Origin of the sequence: Nocardia acidivorans NBRC 108247 (assembly GCF_001625085.1) — a bacterium.
Classification (GTDB): domain Bacteria; phylum Actinomycetota; class Actinomycetes; order Mycobacteriales; family Mycobacteriaceae; genus Nocardia; species Nocardia acidivorans.
On sequence record NZ_BDAW01000063.1, the window covers coordinates 39,332 to 55,914 of the forward strand.

Annotated in this window: 14 protein-coding genes and 1 pseudogene; all 15 read left to right on the forward strand. The window is 67.0% G+C overall.

Annotated features, from left to right (window positions below; genetic code table 11):
• Nucleotides 1-19: 19 nt before the first annotated feature.
• On the forward strand, nucleotides 20-286 hold the full coding sequence (locus NA10_RS27750; RefSeq protein WP_067573135.1) for a hypothetical protein: 267 nt from the start codon (nucleotides 20-22) through the stop codon (nucleotides 284-286).
• Entirely contained in the window at nucleotides 283-789 is a 507-nt protein-coding gene (locus tag NA10_RS27755) for a hypothetical protein (protein ID WP_067573137.1), read from the forward strand. The genes NA10_RS27750 and NA10_RS27755 overlap by 4 nt, the downstream gene beginning before the upstream one ends.
• Nucleotides 789-3,296: an ATP-binding protein gene (locus NA10_RS27760; protein WP_067573139.1), complete on the forward strand. Its 2,508-nt coding sequence runs from the start codon at nucleotides 789-791 to the stop codon at nucleotides 3,294-3,296. The genes NA10_RS27755 and NA10_RS27760 overlap by 1 nt, the downstream gene beginning before the upstream one ends.
• A 157-nt stretch (nucleotides 3,297-3,453) precedes the next feature.
• A complete protein-coding gene (locus NA10_RS27765) occupies nucleotides 3,454-5,721 on the forward strand; it encodes a hypothetical protein (RefSeq protein WP_157556778.1) in 2,268 nt (755 codons plus the stop codon).
• Nucleotides 5,722-5,762: 41 nt separating this feature from the next.
• Entirely contained in the window at nucleotides 5,763-6,641 is an 879-nt protein-coding gene (locus NA10_RS27770) for a hypothetical protein (protein ID WP_067573143.1), read from the forward strand.
• A gap of 386 nt (nucleotides 6,642-7,027) precedes the next feature.
• Complete coding sequence (locus tag NA10_RS27775; RefSeq protein ID WP_067573145.1) at nucleotides 7,028-8,170, forward strand: C40 family peptidase; 1,143 nt, start codon at nucleotides 7,028-7,030, stop codon at nucleotides 8,168-8,170.
• Between the two features lie 174 nt (nucleotides 8,171-8,344).
• On the forward strand, nucleotides 8,345-9,619 hold the full coding sequence (locus NA10_RS27780; RefSeq protein ID WP_084515310.1) for an FxsB family cyclophane-forming radical SAM/SPASM peptide maturase: 1,275 nt from the start codon (nucleotides 8,345-8,347) through the stop codon (nucleotides 9,617-9,619).
• Between the two features lie 129 nt (nucleotides 9,620-9,748).
• Nucleotides 9,749-10,156 (forward strand): hypothetical protein, encoded by a 408-nt coding sequence (locus NA10_RS27785; protein WP_067573147.1) that lies wholly within the window; start codon nucleotides 9,749-9,751, stop codon nucleotides 10,154-10,156.
• Nucleotides 10,153-11,871 (forward strand): hypothetical protein, encoded by a 1,719-nt coding sequence (locus tag NA10_RS27790; RefSeq protein ID WP_067573149.1) that lies wholly within the window; start codon nucleotides 10,153-10,155, stop codon nucleotides 11,869-11,871. Before NA10_RS27785 ends, NA10_RS27790 begins: the two co-directional genes overlap by 4 nt.
• Before the next feature lie 28 nt (nucleotides 11,872-11,899).
• Nucleotides 11,900-13,414, forward strand: coding sequence for a PPE domain-containing protein (locus tag NA10_RS27795; protein ID WP_084515311.1), 1,515 nt, complete (start codon nucleotides 11,900-11,902; stop codon nucleotides 13,412-13,414).
• A complete protein-coding gene (locus NA10_RS27800) occupies nucleotides 13,411-13,752 on the forward strand; it encodes a hypothetical protein (RefSeq protein WP_067573153.1) in 342 nt (113 codons plus the stop codon). The genes NA10_RS27795 and NA10_RS27800 overlap by 4 nt, the downstream gene beginning before the upstream one ends.
• Nucleotides 13,749-14,435, forward strand: a complete 687-nt coding sequence (locus NA10_RS27805) for a hypothetical protein (protein ID WP_067573155.1) — start codon at nucleotides 13,749-13,751, stop codon at nucleotides 14,433-14,435. The genes NA10_RS27800 and NA10_RS27805 overlap by 4 nt, the downstream gene beginning before the upstream one ends.
• Before the next feature lie 42 nt (nucleotides 14,436-14,477).
• Entirely contained in the window at nucleotides 14,478-14,828 is a 351-nt protein-coding gene (locus tag NA10_RS27810) for a hypothetical protein (RefSeq protein WP_067573157.1), read from the forward strand.
• Between the two features lie 20 nt (nucleotides 14,829-14,848).
• Entirely contained in the window at nucleotides 14,849-15,169 is a 321-nt protein-coding gene (locus NA10_RS27815; RefSeq protein ID WP_067573159.1) for a hypothetical protein, read from the forward strand.
• Nucleotides 15,170-15,180: 11 nt separating this feature from the next.
• A pseudogene (locus tag NA10_RS27820) lies at nucleotides 15,181-16,583 on the forward strand (hypothetical protein); the annotation flags it as partial.

Here is a 16,583-nt window from a genome sequence, read left to right on the forward strand (position 1 = left end):
CCGGGAAAGGACTCCCCGCATGGGCACACAGCTCGGCAGCATCCTCTACGGAGTACTGCTCGTCTTCCGCTGGCTCGGTTTGATCATTCTGACCATCGCCAGTATGGGAATCCTCATCTCCGAGGCCACCAAGAACAAGCTCTCGCCCGGCAAGGTCTTCGCGGTCACCGGGTCGGCGATCGTGGCGGCGGTGCTGTTCTGGATTCTGCCGACCATCATCAACTACGCCCGCGTCGACTCGGGCAGTGTGGTGCAGGACTTCCCGATCGGGAAGTACGGCCGATGACTTCGGTGATCAAGGTCTTCACCCCGATCAAGCGGGTGCCGACGGTGATCGGTAAGGCCCAGAACGGCCAGAAGCTGCCGTTCGGCCCCTATACGCTGCCGCAGATCGCAGCCGCCGCAGGGCTATTGGCGATCACCGCGGTGTGTTCGATGAGCTTTCCGATCAATCCGGCGGGCACCTTCGTGGCCGGACTGGTCGTGACCGTGGTGAGCGTGTTCGCACTCGGCCTGATCCCCTACACCGGTGTCCGTTTGACCTCGCGGGTGCTTTGGGTAGGGCGACTGCTCGTGCACCGAAAGCCGGTGTCCGCCTCCGGAATGCCGATCGACGCGGAGTCGGCGCGGCACACCCTGTTCATCGAGGAGTCCGTGGTGGTGATTTTCCCGGAGAGTCCGAGCGCGCAACCGCGGGCTACCGCCCACGTCCCGAATCTCGGTGCGGGCGGGAGCCTGCTCGCGGCGATCGACGACGGCCGAGCGCTACTACCGGGTGGGCGCGGCTGATGGCGTTCGACCGCGACCTCCAGCCGACCGTGGCGATACGCGGGAACCTCCAGTTCACGCACGCCGGTCTGGTCACCGCGACCTACTTCATCAACCCGCTCGGCTACGGATTGCGCAAGGCCAGTGACAAATTCGATGTCAAGGCCGCGCATCACGCGCTGATCAACAGCCTGCCGAACGGGTCGTTGCTGCTGGGGATCCAGGCCGGGCTCAATACCCTGGATGTGCTCGGCAAGATGGTGGAGGGCGTCGACCTTGACGAATGCGAATCGTATGCGGTCGAAGTCGTCGCCTCGTACGAGCGGGTACGTGCGATTCAGCCTCAGACGCGAATCTTCCTGCTGTCCATGCCCGTCGGCTCAGCCAACCCGGGAATGTCCGGGCTGGCGCGGATGTGGCGCGGTGCCACACCGGCGGATCTGTCCGGGGTAACCCGGGCCGATATCGAAGGCTACGAGGAGAAGGCGTCCGAGATCCTGTCCCGCATCGGCGGAGATTTCGACCCGGTGCCGGTTCCGGCGGCGCTGTTCCAATGGTTGTGGGAGCACTATCTTTCCCGGGGCGCGGCCGGAGATCCGGTGGCGCCCACCCGGGTCGGCGCGCTCGACGACGTGACCGCGGCGGTCTTCCGCTCGGCGGCTCTGGACGAGGGCGCGCAGTCCGACAGCGGCCGCCGTCTGCGGCCCTCGTTCGTACCGGTGATCAAGGTGGTGCAACCCGATTTCGAGTTCCGGCCCTCCTATCAGGCGATGCTGACCCCGCATTCATTTCCGTACGCGGGCATGACTTTTCCCGGCGGCAGCGAATTCCTCAATGTGATCGAGGGTCTCGGCGATGTCACCGTCGACTGGGGCATCCGGGTGTCGACCCGGTCCGCGGATCAGGTGCTCAAGAACAACGAGACCAACCTGCGCCGGCTGGGCGAGCAGATGGATCAGCGCGATCAGGAGGTGTCGTTCGCGCAGAACACATTGATGTCCAAGGCTCAGATGCTGGGGGAGTACAACACCCACTTCGAGGTCAACGGCGCGGAGTCGGAGGTGTCGTTCACGACGGTCATCGCGGTCGGCGGGAGCTCCCGCGAGGCGACCATGGATGCGGTGAACCTGCTCAAACGCCGCTACCGCAGGTTTCAAGTCGAACTCACCGCACCGCTGGGCGCACAGGTGGACCTGTGGTCGATGCTGGTGCCGGGCAGTCCGCAGCGGCGGGCATTCGACGATTTCGCGCATATCGTGCCCTCGGATATGTGGGCCGGATTCGTGCCGTTCACCAGCAGTCAAATCGGGGACGACAGCGGTCCGGTGATCGGGGTGAACCTGATGTCGGGGCACCTCGAGCCGATCCACTTCGGCATCATGGAGGCCGCGCTGCACGATCTGTCGGCTTCGTTCGCCGTTACCGGTGAACTCGGTTCGGGCAAGTCCTACCTTCTGAAACTCATCGCGGCACTGGTCAATGACATGGGCGGGCAGTTTCTGGCCATCGACCGCAGCCAGGTGGGGGAGTGGGCGCATTTCGCCTCCGCCATCGACGACGCGGTGGTCATCGATCTGGCCAATCCCACCGTCTCCCTCGACCCGTTGCGCCTGTTCGATCCACGGGTCGCGGGCGAGCGCACCCTGGATTCGATTCTGCCGCTGCTTGATCTCTCGCCGACCTCGGGCGCGGGCGCAGTGGCCAGTTCCCTGCTCACCCCGCGCGGAATCGCCGAGCATCGGATCGGATCGCTGGTGGATCTGTTCCATGTGGTGCTGCGGCTGCGCGATACACCCGGAATCGGTGATGAGTACGCGGATCTGGCTTCCCGGCTGGGGACGATCGCCGATCGGGTGCCGGTGCTGTTCAACCCGAATCTGGCGACGCTGCGACTGGACGCGGCCGCCACCGTGATTCGCAGTCATCAGGTGGCGCTGCCCTCGGCCGAGGAACTCACCACACCGCACCTGTACAACCGGCTCCCGCTCACCAAACGACTCGGCACCGCGCTCTACGAACTCGTCGGAGTCGCTGCGCGAGAGGCGTTCCTGCGTGACAACGGCCGTTTCGGATTGCTGATCGGCGATGAGGCGCATCACTTCACCCAGACCCAGGTCGGCGCGGCGGTCACCTCGGATTTCAGTCGCGACGGCCGAAAGCATCTGGCCGCCATCGGCCTCGCCTCGCACGATCCGGCCACCGATTTCCAGGGCGCGGCACACAATCTCATCCCGAACCGCTTCGTTTTTCGCCAGCGCGATGAAACGTTGGCGCGCAACAGCCTGGAGTGGCTGGGCGTTGATCTCGAGGAAGCACCGTATCTGCTGCAGATTCTGCGCGAGGACACCTCACCACCGGTCGGTCCGGGGCGCCAGGTGCCGCAGGAGCGGCGCGGTGAGATGTTCATGCGAGACGCGCTGAACCGCATCGGGCGCGGCAAGATTCTGGGCCCGGCACGACCCGAGCGGGCCGCTGCCATCACCAGCACGCCGGGGGCCACCAAGGCCGCTGCCGGGCAGGGTGGATGAGCTCGTGAATGACGATGTCGCGCAGCATGATCGCAGCTCCCGTGGTTGGCCGCTCGACGCCGGGCGGGTTTGGGAGGTGCGGCACTGGCACCTCGGTGCGGTGGTACACCGGATGGGGGAGTGGGTACGGGCGTCCCGGCGGCGCCATCGTACGGTGGTGATCATCGGAATCATCCTGGGGCTCACCATCATTCCGGGCTGTGTGGGTGCGGTGGCGATGGCACAGAGCGATTCCCCAGGTGCCTCGGGCGGCAATGGCGCACTGAGCTGGATGAATGTGCGTGACTCGGCGGGGGTCAGCCTGTCGAAATACACATTCGCCTTCAACAACGACGCCGTCGGCATTCTGCACCCTTTCAACACCGCGATGGCCACGGCGATAAGCCTCGAGTTCGCGGGCTGGATGGTTATCGTGGTCACGGGCATCTGGCTGATCGGATTCGTGCTCAGCTTCCGGTGGATGGATCTGTTCGCTACCCCGCTGCGGGCGATCGCCGCGGGCTTCACCGAGCAGATCAGTATTCCGATCGTGCTCATCACCGCGGCGTCGATCGGCGCGTTCTGCGTCGCCTGGTTCGTGCTGCGCGGATTTCATGCCAAAGCGGTCACGCAGGTGGTGACCATGCTGGGGGTCGCGGTGCTGGGTCCGATGTTCCTGGCCAACCCGCTCGCGGATGTACTGTCGTCGGACGGCTGGCTGAGCCAGGGCCGCGATCTGGGCATTACGGTCGCGGCCGGACTGAACGGTGACCGTAATCCGCGGCCCAACGCGATCGTGGCGTCGATGCAGGAACAGTTGGCCGACAATTTCGCGCGAAAACCGCTCCAGGTCTGGAACTTCGGTCATGTGATCGATGATCGGCCGGCCTGCGGGGCCGCCTGGACGAACTCCGTGGCCACCGGCGACGATAATCGGATCAAAAACGCGATGCGCTCCTGCGGTGACGGGGCAGCGTACGACGCGGCAAAGGAACCGACCGCCGGGCAATTCGGCGCGGGACTACTGGTCCTGATCTCGGGAACGCTGATGCTGGCCTTCGGTGCGGTGCTCGCGGTCAAGATCGTCCGGGCCGCACTGGATTCGGTCTATTACAGCTTCCTGGCCATATTCGGTTTCGCCGCAGGCGGATTCGTCTACGGGCCGACCCAGACATTCCTGGTGCGCAGTGTCGTGCACGCCTTCTTCGCCGCCGTGCGCATGGCCGTCATGGTGATCTTCCTCGGTGTGTATGTGCTGTTCCTGGGCGATATCTTCCGGCAGGCGCAGGGTCAGGTGATGGCCGTCTTCGTCATGGGCGCGATTCTGGAGATCGTCGCGATCAGTCAGTTGAAACATCTCGACGCCAGCCTGTCACGCGGAAATGACTGGGTGGCCAACCGATTCGCGCTGACCCTGCACGGCGCCCCGGTGAAATCCGCCGGTGGCGGCACCGCCCTGGGGATGGGAACGGTCGGCGCGCAGCGCCATGGATTCGGCGTGATCAAGACACTTGGCGCTGTCTCCCTGGTCGCGGGTTCGCCCTACACCGCTGCGCTGCTGCGGAGACGAGATGGCACTCTCCCTGACCAAGCGATCGTGCGTGTGCTGCAGAACTTCGGCTTGGCGCCCGGGGGCGGGTCGAGAGGGTGGGCGATCCAGGCAGCGCTCAACCGGCCGCAGTATGCCAATGCCGCTCTCGAGGCCGCCGAGGCCGCAGGTGGTATTGATACCGTCCTCGGTGCGGCGGCCGGGATACACGCCGCCACCGCATCCGGTGCCAGCGTGGGCGACCTGCGCGGCGCGCTCTTCGGAGCGCGCTTCGACGATGTGCCACTCGTAGAGAGAGCCATCGCCTCCTGGGGCGCTTCCGGGACCAGTCGCGACGATCATCTGAACAGAACCATCAATGCCATGCATCGGGTTCGGGCGACATCCCGTCGACTGGAACAAACGGGGCACACGCCAGAAGGCGCCGCGGAACTTGCCACGGATATGGCGATACTCCAGATCGCGGCCGCTGCCTTCCGTGGAGGCGGACTGGACCCCGTGGTTCTGGACGGGGGCCGGGCCACCGGCAGAGAAAGGAGATTCGTCGAAAGCTATATGGCCGACGGCACGGCGACTCGTCTCTCGTCACTCGGGAAGCTCGCCAGCGGGGAACAGCTAGCTGCCCCGGTTCCGGGCGTAGGCGGGAACCCCGGCAGCCCCGGCGATCCGCATTACGACGAGCTGAGGGGCATCACGCCCGTACAAGCGCAACGCATGTGGTCTTGGATCGGACGCGAGTTCACGGAGAACGTCGCGAATTCAGTCGAGGAATTGGGGACCGATCCACAAGACCGCGCCCGCATGCGACTGGCCAACAGGCACATAGCGGCCGCGCAGGCCGCTGCCAAAGCGACGCCCTACCACAGGGCCACCCCGTGGACGCAACTGAATTCCTGATCGAGAGGTGAGCGGTATTCGTTCTTGGAGAAAGGGTTTCGATGAAACTGCTGCCGATCCTGGTGATCCCGGCCATGGCCATGGCGTTCCTTGCCACCCTGCTGGTTCTGGTATTCGGCGGGGTCGACACGGCGGCCGCGTCGGATTTCGATTACCAGTGCGAGGTGGCGATTCCGAACCCATCCTCGACCTCGACGGCGGCGACGCGCCAGAGCGCACGCACGGTTCCGGTGTCGACGCCGGTGACCGTGAATCCCTACGCGGAGTTGACCTTCGCCCCCGATGACGCCTCGGTCTCCGGTCGACAGCGCGCCTGTGCCGCCGCTATGCGGACCGCGATCTATCAGCAGGGACCGCCGCTGAGCGAGCCCGCCACCGGAGCGGGTGCGAGGTGCGCGGGCGAAACGATTGCCGCGCTGGTGAATCGGGGCTCGGGTGGCGGCGCGGCAGCCGAGACGACCGGCCGGTCCGCCTCGGAAACCGGCACCGCGGCAGTGGAGCCCGCCGCGGTGACGGCGGCCGTACTGCATCGGGCGTCGGCAGCGGTGTCGACGGGATATTGCCCACCGCTCACCGATGCGGAGGGCGACATGCTGACCGCGGCCCGCTCCGGCCAGAATGTCGATCGATGTCCGCTCCCGGGCGGCGGCCTGGCGGTGCTGGATCTACCGGATAACGCTGCGGCCCAAAGTCTTTGTGGACAGTTGGTGGCCACCGGTGCGGAATCAGCGGGCGATCTGGTGTTCTGGGGCTATCGAGGTACGGTGCCGACCCGGGTGGGTATGGTCGCCGCCCGGCAGCGTTCCGCCGGGTCGGTGCTCGTGGTGAGCTGGGATCCGACGTCCGGCAAGCTCGTACAGCTCGCCATGCCGAGCGGATGGGATGTGCGAGTGAAACGGGTGCTCGGAGACGCGGCGTGACTGAGGCCGCAGAGGTGACGCCCGAGTCGGAAGCCGTTGCGGCGGAACGAGAAGCTCCGCCCGGACCGGCCACCCCGTGGAACCGCCGCCCGCCCGGGGCGGCCTGGCCGTCGATTCGCGCGGCCGGTCCGCCCAATCCTGGCGTGGCCCAGCCACCGGCTTCCCCCGCGGTGAACTCGGGCGGTTCGCCCCGGCAGGGAGCCCCCGACGCGGCCGCGGGTGCGACACCGCCGCGTACCGCGCCCGGGGCGGCGACACCGGCACCCGGCGGGACGACCGGAACGGGACAGGATCCCGCTGGAGCCCGCCCGAATGCTGCGGGTATACCGCCCGATCCGGTTGGCGCGCGATCGGGTGCCGCGACAGCACGGCCGGAATCGTCTCGGGTGCACTCGGATTCGGGTGATCGTCGACATGACGACCGGCACGGATCCGATCCCGGCACCGGTGCCCTCACCGCGGCCGCACCCGCCCTCGCCATGCTCCCGATGATGCTCGCCTCCCTGCTCGGTGGAGCAGGTAGCGGTGCCAAGTCGGGTGGTGGCGCACAGCAAAATAACTCGGGCACAGCCGATTCCGGACAGGCCGGAGCAGGCGATGCGACCGTGGGGGAAGGCTCCGCGCACACGCTGTCACCGCAGGCACAGGCCGCACTGCGGGCGCTCGAGCAGTTGCGGGACGCATACGGCAAGTCACGCAACACCTCTCGCACCGGATCCGGAACGAAGCCGGTGAACACGGGGGTTCGAACGGGCGCCATGACCGGCGCGGACGCGGGCGGCGGCGGTGACGCCGCTGCGGCGCTGTCCGCCGTGCAGCTCTATCAGCGCACCGCCGCGATCGCTTTCAATAATCTCGACAACCAACTCGCGGGTTATCTCTCCGATCTGGCCGGTAGCCACGGGATCGATCAGGCGGCGCTGAACTCGTTGATCAAGGAGTTGGACCTCGCGCTGATCAAACTCGGGACGGCGGCGTACACCCCGGCGGGGGCGCAGAAGGTGCATGACATCCTCACCATCGCATTGCGCGAGGGTCTCCGGCTGGCCGGTGCGGGTCAGGTCAGCGCGTCCGATACCGCCGCCGCGATCGACAGTCTGACCGGGCAGTATCTCTACACCATCGCCGGTCGGGACTACCCGTGGAGCATGCCTGCGACGTCCGGAGACTCGGCGGCGGTGCGGCAGGTCCTCGCGGTGGCGACGGCCCAGGTCGGCAAACCGTATGTGTGGGGGGCCGAGGGACCGAACTCGTTCGACTGCTCCGGTCTCATGCAGTATGCGGCCCGCTCTGCGGGGGTGGACATCCCGCGCGTCTCGCAGGATCAGTATCGTCAGTTGCCCAAGGTGAATCCCGCCGATATCCGGCCTGGCGACCTGATCTTCCCGGCGGGGCAGTACAACGGCGGCAGCCCGACGCACGTCATGATGTATCTGGGCAATGGGCAGTGTGTCGAAGCGCCGCGTCCCGGGGCCACCGTTCGCATTACCGCTCTCCCCTCCCGCTATGCCGCCAGCCGATGGAGTTGACGAGGTAGTGACGGATTCCCACCGGTGGGAGGTCGCATTCCCCGTGCGGCCGTCGGCTGGCGTTATCGTTTTCTTCACCAGGCATTTGCGTCGAATTGCCCGGCCTCCATTACGATTCCGGCGCTGCTGACGACGACTCAATCCACACTGCGCGTTCGTTTTATTTCGCGCGGCATGAGAGGACCGATATCGGTGGAGCAGATCATCAGCGAATTGCCCTGGCGTGATTGGGGTCTCGACTTCGCCGTACTGCGCCGCGGTGGCTGGCGGCCCCAACCCTTCAACGAGTTCATCGTCAAGGTCCACGGTCACTGCAACCTCGCCTGCGACTACTGCTATGTCTATGAAATGGCGGATCAGAGCTGGCGGGCTAAGCCGAAGGGCATGTCGCGCAGCATATTTCGAGAGTCCTGCGAAATGATCAAGGATCATGCCGTCGGGTACGCGCTGCCTGCGGTCAACCTCGTGCTGCACGGTGGTGAACCGCTTCTGGTGGGTACAGCCGAGCTGGAGTATTTCGCGCGCACCGCCCGCGAACTACTCGACCCCGTGGTGCGGCTCCGGCTCGGGTTGCAGACCAACGGCGTGCTCATCGACGAGGACGTGCTCCGAATCTGCGAACGCTGGAATATCAAGATCGGCGTCAGCCTGGATGGCGGTGCGCCCGAGCATGATCGGCATCGTGTCGACCCGGCCGGACGCGGTAGTCACGCCCGGGTGGTCGCAGGGTTGGAGCAACTGCTGAATCCCCGGCACCGGGACCGGTTCTCGGGGCTGCTGTGCACCGTCGATGTGAACAACGATCCGATCCGGACGTATGAGTCGATGTTGTTGTTCGAGCCTCCTCTGGTGGATTTCACGCTACCCCACGGGAATTGGACAACCCCGCCGCCAGAGCGCGGCCTGGATCAGACTCGTACCCCCTACGGCGACTGGCTGATCGCGGTCTTCGACAGGTGGTATGACGCGCCCGAGCGGGAGACCGGAGTCCGGCTCTTCGGCGATATCGTCGATCTGCTGCTCGGCGGACGGGCCACCTCGGAGCTGCTGGGCCTGGGACCGATTCGGCTCGCCGTGGTGGAGACCGACGGCTCGCTCGAGCAGGCCGACGATCTGAAATCCGCCTTCGACGGCGCGGCTCGAATCCCGGAGCGCGGTGAGGGCAACCCACTCGATATGGCGATGTGGGAGCCCTCGGTGATGGCGCGCCAGATCGGATCCACGGCACTGAGCGCGACCTGCCTCGAGTGTCGCGTCCAAAACGTTTGTGGCGGTGGGAATTACGCGCATCGCTTTCGGGCGGGTGAGGGATTCCGCAACCCGTCGGTGTACTGCGCCGATCTGCAGAAGCTCATTACCCATATCGAATCCCGGGTCCGCACCGAACTCGACACCGCCCGCACGGCCGTACCCGTCTCCACCGACCTCGGAACAAGCGCAGGAGTTTGACCATGTTCCCATGGTTGGGAATCGCGGAGAATTTAGTTCGCATGAGTTCCGAGACATGTTCGGCTGCTGATCATCTCGCGAATGCGGTGATGCTTTCGGATGCCGGCCCCGATTCGGTGAGGTGAGCAGATGGGTCTGAGCAGCTGGTTCAAGGAGGTCGCGGGGAGCGCTGCCGTCGGCGCGGTGGGGACCGTTGCCGCCAAGGTGCTGAAGAACACCACATGGGGCCGCGTCGGCATGGGGCTGATCGGCGCGGCCGTCGGCGGGATTTCGGCATACAAGACCAATGGCGGCGACATCGGGAACGCGCTCATCACGGGTGTGGCCGACGGCGCGTTCGCCGCGGTGCTCGGGAAACTGCCCGCCCTCCGGGGCGTACCGAGAGTCGGTCGAGTGACCGGGCCTCTCATCAAGCGGACCATACCGCTGGCCGCCGCCCATTACGCCACAGTCGACGCCCCCCCCTCGCCCGCCGATAAGGCGAAAGGCTCAGGGCCTACCGAGATTCCGGTGGAACCCCTCCCACTCCCGGCATGAGCGATCCCACCGATGCCACCGGATCGAGCGGTGCGCAAATGCAGCGGATCTGGATTCCCAGCAACAGGCTGATGCGGCTGGATCCGGTGAAGTTCAACCCTCCGAAGAAGTATCTGCTTTCCAAAGCGGTGAAGGATTTATACGAGGCGTTGCCGGAGACCTATAAGAAGATCTTCGACAGCTTCGGCACCGGGAAGACGACCCCGCCCCCACTGAAGAGCGATCCGTCTCAGCTGGCGGCACTGGGGTCGGAGTCGTTGGACGCGATCGCCAAGCAGAAGGGTTCGGGTACAACCAGTTATCTCGAGGCCGTGACGCGGCTCAAGGCATCTTTCCAGAACCTCAAACTCGCGGACGCCAATATCGCGCCGCTGGCGAACAAGACGGCCAGCGTCTCACAGGCCGCCCAGCAGGCGATCAACGATATGATCGACGCGATTCACGAGAGTGCGAAACAGCTGCCCACCACCACCACCGACGATTGGGTGCAGACCTATCTCGCGGACGCGGCCGATCGGGCGACCGCCACCCTCAATCGGGCGAAGGCCCAATACGAATTGCTGGGCAAGGGAGTCGACGACGCCACCGGTAAGCTCCCGCCCGATGTGGAAGCCCGGCTCAAGGCACTGGAAGGCAAATCCGGCGCGGGCGATCCGCCCCCGGTCGACTCCAGCCAGCGGAGGTTGGGTGGCCTGGACAACGGATCGGGGTATCAGCCGTCGAACCGCCGCCTCGGATCGTGGAATCCCGAGTTGATTCCGGGAGGCAGCGGCCAGCCCCGGGGCAGTACGGCGCCGGATCCGACCCTGCCGTCCAAGACCGAGGGGACCACACCGCCCGATACGTCCAAAGATGATCTGATCCGGAATATCCGGAATATCGGTCAGCAGCCCGATGCCACCCCGCAACAGCCCCAATACCCGAATATGGCAACGCCTTCCACGATGGGTGGAATGAGCGGCGGCATGGATCCGATGAGCATGATGTTGCCGTCGCTGCTGAGTGCGATGCAGCCCAATATGAACGATCGGCTCCAAGCCGATCCGAACCGGTACGACCGTTACGGCCAGGATCCCTACGACCAGTATCCGCAGAATGCCGTGCCGGTGCAGGCGTCTCCCGCCGCGGTCACGCCGCAGGCTCCGACCACCACGCCGCCCGCTGCCACCACGACCGCACCCGCGCCCACCGACAAGCCCGCTCCGGCGCAGCCCGCCGCTCCGGCGACGCTCACCCCGGATGCCGATGGGGGAGTGGACTATCCGTTCCCCGACGGCAAGACCCAGCGGGTATCGGTCATCGTGGCCAAGGCGCTGGACAAGGCGTTCGGGAACAAGAAGGGCACCGATGCGCAGGCGGCGTACGCGGACACCACCGCCAAGTGGTCCGATAGCAAGCAGATTGGCGATCGGGTGGATCCGAGCCAGCTGATGACCGGTGATGTCGGCATCTGGGAGAGCCCGGATCTGGTGGCGATCGTGCGCGCCATGGGATCCGAGGCCGAGGCGACGCTCGATCTCATCGTGAACGGGGAACTGCGCCGATATCCGGATCAGATCTCGGAGACGACAGGCGATCTCGGCAAATTCGTGGGCTGGGCGCACCCGCGCGGTATCGAGATCACCGGGACCAGCGCCAAGCACACCGACGGTGCCGCGCCCGGAACCGTCGATCCCGCAGCATCTTTGCCAGTGGTCGCGGCTCCGGCGAGTTGATCGCAGGGCGGCCGGAAGGAACTCCGATATGGCAATGAACGTCGATCCGGGGGAGCTGATCGAGGCGGCCGCCACCCTGTGGCGACTGGTGGAACAGGCCCACGCGGGGCTGCCGACCGGCTGGGTGACGCCCGCGGGCGCGGACCTGCCCTCCACGGTGGCTTCGGCATTCCACACCGCGCACGCGGAATCGGCGTTCAACTCGCTGATCGGCATTGCCAACAGGGCCGGGCCGCACGCGTACCAGATCGGTTCCTCCGCGGTCGAATACACGCTCGCCGATGACGCGGGGGGCCGGATGATCAGCGGCTCCGGCGCGGAGACACTCACCAATCCCGTGCCCAAGGTGCCACCGTTCGGACTGCGCCAGGCGCCGCTGCCGCCGACGGTCGCGGGTGCGCCCGCGGTGGATCCGCTCACCTTCGCACAGCAGTTGCGTTCCGGTCCCGGACCGGGTCCGGCGCGGGCGTTCGCGAGCTCGATTCGGCAATATCTGGACGGCCCGCATCGCGAAGCCGTCGCCGGGTTCGAGAGCCTGGTGCCGATCATGAACAAATGGACGCCGGTGGGCACAACGGTGGCCGAACACCTGAACATGTTCGGGAATCAGCTCGACGAAATCGGCAGCAGCATGGGCACACTCGCGGCGAATGTCGACGATTACGCCAACGCTTTCCAGGCCGCCAAGGATCGGCATCCGACGCCACAGGAGATCCTGGCCACCCGTAAGCGCCTACTCTCCGCCATGCGCTCGAAGGATTCGGCCGCACTGGCACAGGCCCTTGCCGAATTCAATGAGCAGAACGGACTTTCGGCGCAGACGCACGCCGACTACACCGGCGAGATCGGCAGAACCCTGCCCACCTCCGGTGGCATGGGCGAGCCGGGGAACGGCACACCGGGCGATACGACCGGCGGCTCCGGGGGCAAGGGCACCGGCGGCGGGCAGGGCGATCAGAGCAGCAGCATGCTGATGTCGATGCTGCCCTCGCTGCTGAGCAGTCTCACCAACTCGGCGAGTTCACTGTCGCAACATAATTCGACGACGGGGGACAACCCCGACGCCGCGCTCGACTATCCGGGAGATCAGCTGCCCGAACTCCCGTCCTTCACCGGTGGCGGTGGCAGCCCCGGGGGCGGCGACCCGGGATCGCCGGGCGTTCCCAATGTCCCGGTTTACAACGTCGCTCAAATGCCCGGTGTCAGCGCGCCCGCGACGCTGGGTAACTCGGGCCTGCCCCGCGCCCCCGTCATCGAGGCGCTGCCGGGCCAGTCCGCGGGCAATCCGGCCGCACGAGCGGGCGGCTCACCCTATATGCCCTATATGCCGATGGGTGCGGGGTTGGGCGGCGCCGGTGGGGGCGGCGGCGGTAACGACCGCTCCCGCGTGGTCGCCTGGCATCCGGACCGCCTCATGTACGTCGACGACACACCGCACACCGATGCGGTGATCGGCGAGAAGCCGACCATCGCCCCGACCGTGACACCCCCGACGCCGGCCCACGCCAATCAGGCGCCGACCAATTCCGGAGGCCCCGTATGACCGATATCCATCCCGATGTCCAAGCCGCCCTGGACGCCGCGCGCGATCTGCGCCATCGCATCGCCGACCTGCGCGAGCGGATCAACGGCATCCGTGCGCGCCGCCCCTCACCCAGCGGAGCGGTGGTCCCGGAGGTCGATGCCATGGGCCGCCTCACCGACCTCTACTTCGCGCCCGGCACCACCGCGCGCTTCGGCAATGCCGAACTGGTCGCCGAGATCATGGCCGCGATCGGCGAGAGCACCGCCGATGCCGGACGCCAATACCGGGTCATCATGGATGTCGAACCGTGGCCGGAAACGGTGACCGCGGAACCCGCCGCAAGCGGAACACCATGACCGGGGCGGAAATCGAAGCGGGCACCGAAACCGAAAGCGCGGTCACCGTCGCCGATACCGTGCAGTGGCTTCATGATGAGGGTCTGGCCCGGCTGGCCGTCATCGGCGCGACCGCCCCGAGCCCCATTGTGGCCTTCACCGTGGAGGTCGCCACCGGCACGGTGACCGCCTTCCCGGTCGCGGTCACCGGACCGGGCACCGACGTGCTGACCCTGCCCGCAGACGATCTGCCGCCCCCGAGCGGTACCGCGAAACGCCTTGTGGTGGTGGGACTTACCGCCACCGAATCGGTGCTGGTGCTGGATCTGGCCGCCCTGCCCACGCTGGGCATCCACGCCGCACGCCCGGAGACGACGGCGCGGGCGTGGGTGGCGCAACTGCTGCTCGATCCGGAGATCACCATCACCACCAACAGTGCCGATCTGGCGGTCCCGGCCGGGAACCGGTGCCGGTTCACCTTCATCCCGGGCGGCGGCACCCTGTTGATGGTGGACGATAAGCGCCCGCCCCTGACCACCGTCACCCTCAATCCGGCCGGTGACGGAACCGAACAACTCGATGTGGCCGACGACGGCTCCGCGGAGCTGTATCTGGGCAACCGGTTCTGGCAGCTGCGGCACGTTCTGGGCATCGGCGACCTCACCTGGGCCGCGCTCACCGCCCAACTCGAACCGGCGGACTGACAACCGAATTCGCGCCACCGACCGATGACGACAGGAGCACCCATGGACGACGATTTCGACCCCTACGACGCGGCGCCACCGCAGGCCCCGGACTGGCGGAACATGACCCACGAGGTCTTCAATCCCGATCACAGCGCGGGCGCGGCCTGCAACCGGGACGGCGAGATCATCGGCCTGCACATCACCGACGAGGCCCGCGACAACGGCGACACCTGGCTGGCCGCGGAGATCCTGCGTCTGGCCCGGCTGGCGCATCTCAAATCGCGCGTCGCCCTGCGCGCGGAGATGGAATACAACGGCACCCTCCCGCACACCATCGACTCCTTCGACCTGCCGACCGAAGCCTCCTATCGCGCCGCCGAAGCCGCCGAATTCGGCACGGCCAGGCGCTGATTCGTGAACGGGACCCCATCGTGACCCATAAGCTCGATATCGACGAACCTGACGAGATCATCGCCGCCGCGGGGCGCGTCACCACCGCGGCCGCCGCGGTGACCGGACGCGCCACGACCGCGATCGCCGGGCTCGTCCCGGTGGGCGCGGCACGCTGCGACCTCGACCACGCGCTGCTCGGCGTCCTGCACTGGGTCACGACGAGCTGTGCCGACGCCACGATGTCGGACAGCACCGGCTCCTCCGCCGCACACCATTTCATCGTGCGGACGGCCCAGGCGCTCGCCACGGCCGACGACCACGGTCGCGTCGCCGTGCACCGGTCCGCCGACCGGATCTGAACTCCCCCCCGATGCGGCCGCACTATGAGAACCCCTACTGGGATGCCATTGTCGGAGACAACTGGCCCGGTATCGAGGACGGAGCTTGGCGCACACTGGAATCCGTCGCGCGCACCGGTGCGGCCGAGATGGATGTCACCGGGTTCGGACAGGCGCGCCGCGCTTTCGACGATCACATTCGGGTCAGTGCCGCGCTGCAACCGGTGCAGGACGCGCTGCGCGCCGAACAGCACCGGTTGTGGGCACTGGCCGATGCCCTGAATCTGGCCGCGGATCTCTTCGGGGAAATGGCGGAGCTGGTGCGCCGAACCTGTTCGCGCATACTCGATATCGTCGATTCGGCGGTAACGGGCATCCGGGGCGAGACCGCCCCGGCGGAGGAGACCGAGGCCGAACGCGACGATCGGCTGGCCCGCATCGGCCGCATCATTCGCAATGCCCGCGACGAGGTCGCCGCGGTGATGGCCCGCGCCACGCAACAGGCGGGGCCGCAGGGTTTTCCGGAGCTGTCGGCGATCGCGGATCTGCTCGGCATACCCGGAATCGGGGATCCCGGGCCGGGATGGCAGCCGCCGGGAGTTCCCGGCGGTCCCGGGCGGCCCGGCAAAGGCTCCGGACCCGGCTCGAAGCATCCGCCCGGACCGAACCGAGACCGACCCGGATCGGCTGTGCCGGGGCCGGATTCGGATAAACCTCCGGTTCCGCCGGTGCTCCCTGTCGGGGATGGCGCCCCGCCGGGCGGTTCTCCCGGAGACCTACCGAATGGAGATGTGCCCGCCGACCGGCCGGTGAGCGTTCCGCCCGATGGGGCGGCGATAACGGACCCGGCACGGCAGGACCGGCCGCCCGGATCGTCCGACTACGGCGTCGGCGGCGGTCCGAAGGGGAACGAGGCGTCCTGGTATCGGCCGCCCGCGCCACAGCCGGGCATGCCGGGTACGGTGCCCGGCTTCATCGGCGGTACGCCGGGTGTGATGCCGCCGCAACACTATTCGTTCGATGAGTCGGTGACGGACTCGGGCGGTGGCCCGCACGAACCCGGAGCGACGGCGACGACCGGCACTACCGCTCGCGCCGACTCCGCCGCCACCGAGCGTTCGGTATCGGATTCGGACTCCTCTGCGAAATCGACCGGCGGGGAATCGGATTCGCGGGCGGGCATGAACCCCTCCGACTCTGTTCCCGACCTAGCCGGTGCGAGCGCCGGTGCGTCCGGTGCTCCCACCGCGACGGGCGGCCCGATGCCGTTTCTGCCGCTCGGTCCCGCCGCGGCGACGGTGCCGCCCGCCGCGGTGCGGAGTCCCGGGGCACAGTCGATTTCGGCCCAGACCGGTACGGGCTCCGGAGCTGGCAGCGGTACCGGCGCGGGCGCGGCGACCGGAGGTGCGGCGGCGAACAGCGCGGCTCGGGCACC

Excerpts from the sequence above, each read along its gene's own strand:
- NA10_RS27750 (WP_067573135.1), top strand. The coding sequence starts at position 20 with ATGGGCACACAGCTCGGCAGCATCCTCTACGGAGTACTGCTCGTCTTC.
- NA10_RS27755 (WP_067573137.1), top strand. The coding sequence starts at position 283 with ATGACTTCGGTGATCAAGGTCTTCACCCCGATCAAGCGGGTGCCGACG.
- NA10_RS27760 (WP_067573139.1), top strand. The coding sequence starts at position 789 with ATGGCGTTCGACCGCGACCTCCAGCCGACCGTGGCGATACGCGGGAAC.
- NA10_RS27770 (WP_067573143.1), top strand. The coding sequence starts at position 5,763 with ATGAAACTGCTGCCGATCCTGGTGATCCCGGCCATGGCCATGGCGTTC.
- NA10_RS27780 (WP_084515310.1), top strand. The coding sequence starts at position 8,345 with ATGAGAGGACCGATATCGGTGGAGCAGATCATCAGCGAATTGCCCTGG.
- NA10_RS27785 (WP_067573147.1), top strand. The coding sequence starts at position 9,749 with ATGGGTCTGAGCAGCTGGTTCAAGGAGGTCGCGGGGAGCGCTGCCGTC.
- NA10_RS27790 (WP_067573149.1), top strand. The coding sequence starts at position 10,153 with ATGAGCGATCCCACCGATGCCACCGGATCGAGCGGTGCGCAAATGCAG.
- NA10_RS27795 (WP_084515311.1), top strand. The coding sequence starts at position 11,900 with ATGGCAATGAACGTCGATCCGGGGGAGCTGATCGAGGCGGCCGCCACC.
- NA10_RS27800 (WP_067573153.1), top strand. The coding sequence starts at position 13,411 with ATGACCGATATCCATCCCGATGTCCAAGCCGCCCTGGACGCCGCGCGC.
- NA10_RS27805 (WP_067573155.1), top strand. The coding sequence starts at position 13,749 with ATGACCGGGGCGGAAATCGAAGCGGGCACCGAAACCGAAAGCGCGGTC.
- NA10_RS27810 (WP_067573157.1), top strand. The coding sequence starts at position 14,478 with ATGGACGACGATTTCGACCCCTACGACGCGGCGCCACCGCAGGCCCCG.